Source organism: Paeniglutamicibacter sp. (genome assembly GCF_046714615.1).
In the GTDB taxonomy this organism is placed as follows: domain Bacteria; phylum Actinomycetota; class Actinomycetes; order Actinomycetales; family Micrococcaceae; genus Paeniglutamicibacter.
The window spans coordinates 1-2,100 of sequence record NZ_JBKKAP010000006.1 but is presented as its reverse complement, the minus strand read 5'-3'; the positions used below and the strand labels follow the sequence as shown (position 1 = coordinate 2,100).

General features: G+C 68.9%; 1 protein-coding gene and 1 pseudogene. Both read left to right on the top strand.

All coding sequences use genetic code 11. From position 1 onward, the window contains the following. A pseudogene (locus tag ACLQ7E_RS00400) lies at positions 1–534 on the top strand (NAD-glutamate dehydrogenase); the annotation flags it as partial. A 3-nt stretch (positions 535–537) separates the two neighbouring features. Continuing rightward, positions 538–2,010 carry a sensor histidine kinase gene (locus ACLQ7E_RS00395; RefSeq protein WP_411730538.1) on the top strand — a complete coding sequence of 491 codons (1,473 nt, stop codon included), beginning with the start codon at positions 538–540 and terminating at the stop codon, positions 2,008–2,010. Positions 2,011–2,100: the final 90 nt, after the last annotated feature.

The window sequence follows — 2,100 nt, the reverse complement described above, 5'->3', positions numbered from 1 at the left end:
CTGGCGTGGCGCCCGCCGGGCGGGTCGTGGCTGGGGGGGGGGGACGCCGCGGGCGCCGGGGCCGGCACGGCCGCGGCCAAGGGGTGGGGGCTGGACGACGCCCTGGCCACGCTGTGGGGCGAACAGTTCGAGTCCTTCGTGCTGCTTGACATCGCGGAGCTGGCCTCGCGCACCGGCAGCGACGCGGCCGAGCTGGCGAAGGTCTACTACGTGCTCTACGAGCGCTTCGGCGTGGACTCGCTGCTCGAGCGGATCACCGCGCTGCCGCGCGACGACAGGTGGAAGGCGCTGGCCCGCGCGGCACTGCGTGACGACCTGTACTCGACGATCATCGACTTCACCCGCGACGTCGTGGCAGCCACGGACGGGTCCGAAACCGACCCGGCGGAGCGCGTGCGGCAATGGTTGGAGGCGAACGCGGCTAATCTTGATCGTGCACAGAACATGTTCGCGGAAGTGAACCGCCTGGAACGCGATGACATGGCGTCCCTGTCGGTGGCACTGCGGCTGTTGCGTTCCATCGTACGGAGGTAAACCTTGGCCATCTTCACGGACCAAATTCGAGAGTCGGCCGATTTTGGTCCGGGGGATGAGGATTGGATTCACCTCCTGGTGGGGGACTGGCAACTCATAGCGGACCTGGCGTTTGCCGACCTGGTCCTGTGGTTTCCGGTGGAGGGGACGTACAAGGCCCTGGCCCATGTGCGTCCCTCCACCTCGCACACCGTCTTCCACACCGATTTCGTGGGCGAACGGATCCGCAAGGACCTCAAGCCACTGGTCGAACAGGCCTGGCTGACCCAGGACATCGTGCGCTCCGATGCCGGAGCCCCCTCGTCGGGGGAGCACTCGATGCTCATCGAGACCGTCCCCATGGTCCGCAACGGGCGCACCCTGGCGGTGTTGTCGGTGCACTTCGACCTGGCCGGGTCGCGCATGCCCTCGCGGCTGGAGCTGACCTACAAGCAGTGCGCCGAGGACCTCTTGCGGATGTGCACCCGCGGGCTGTGGCCTGACTTCGCCACACCCACCGGGTCCCGGCGCGGTGCACCGCGCGTGGGCGACGGCTTCATCCGCCTGGATGCAGACGCCGTGGTCCAGTACGCCAGCCCGAACGCGGTCTCTGCCTACCGCCGGCTGGGGGCCGCCGCGACCCTCGAGGGCAAATCGCTCTCGGAGGCGACCATGGCGCTGGTCAAGGACCGCCGGCTCACCGACGAGGCGCTGCCCCTGGTCGTCTCGGGCAAGATGCCCTGGCGCACAGAGATCGACTCGATGGGGGTGACCCTGTCGCTGCGGTCGATCCCGCTGCGCAACGCCAAGGGGCGCTACGGCGCGCTGGTGCTGTGCCGCGACGTGAGCGAGCTACGCCGCCGCGAGAAGGAACTGGTGTCCAAGGACGCCACCATCCGCGAGATCCACCACCGGGTGAAGAACAACCTGCAGACCGTCGCGGCGCTGTTGCGTATGCAGTCGCGCCGGATGAAGTCCGAGGAGGGCCGCCAGGGCCTGGACCAGGCCATGCGCCGGGTAGCCACGATCGCCGCGGTGCACGAGACCCTCTCGCAGGGGCTGAGCGAGAACGTGGACTTCGACGAGTTGATCGACAGGCAATTCCGGATGATCGTGGAAATTGCCTCGCCGGGCCAGAAGGTCAAGACCGAGCGGACCGGGGCCTTCGGGCAGCTGCCCGCGGAGCTGGCAACCCCGCTTTCGCTGGTCATCAACGAACTGGTCACCAACGCCGTGGAGCACGGACTGGCCGAGCGCGACGGCACCGTGGTGCTGGACGCCGGACGCCGGCGCAACGCCTTGGGCGCGGACATCCTGCGGGTGGCCATCAGCGACGACGGAGTGGGCCTGCCTCCCGAACCCCGCACGGAGGGCCTGGGGCTGCAGATCGTGCGCACCCTGGTCACCAGCGAACTCAGCGGGAACATCCACTGGGAGGACCGCACCGGCCCGGGCACCCGGGTCGTCATCGAGCTGCCGGTCGCGGCCAGGCGCTGACCTGGGCAAGCCGCTGGCAAACGGAGGCGCAAGGGCATAAAAGAAGGGTGTGGGGGGGGGGGCCAAGGGAACCCCCCCCCCCGCCATGGT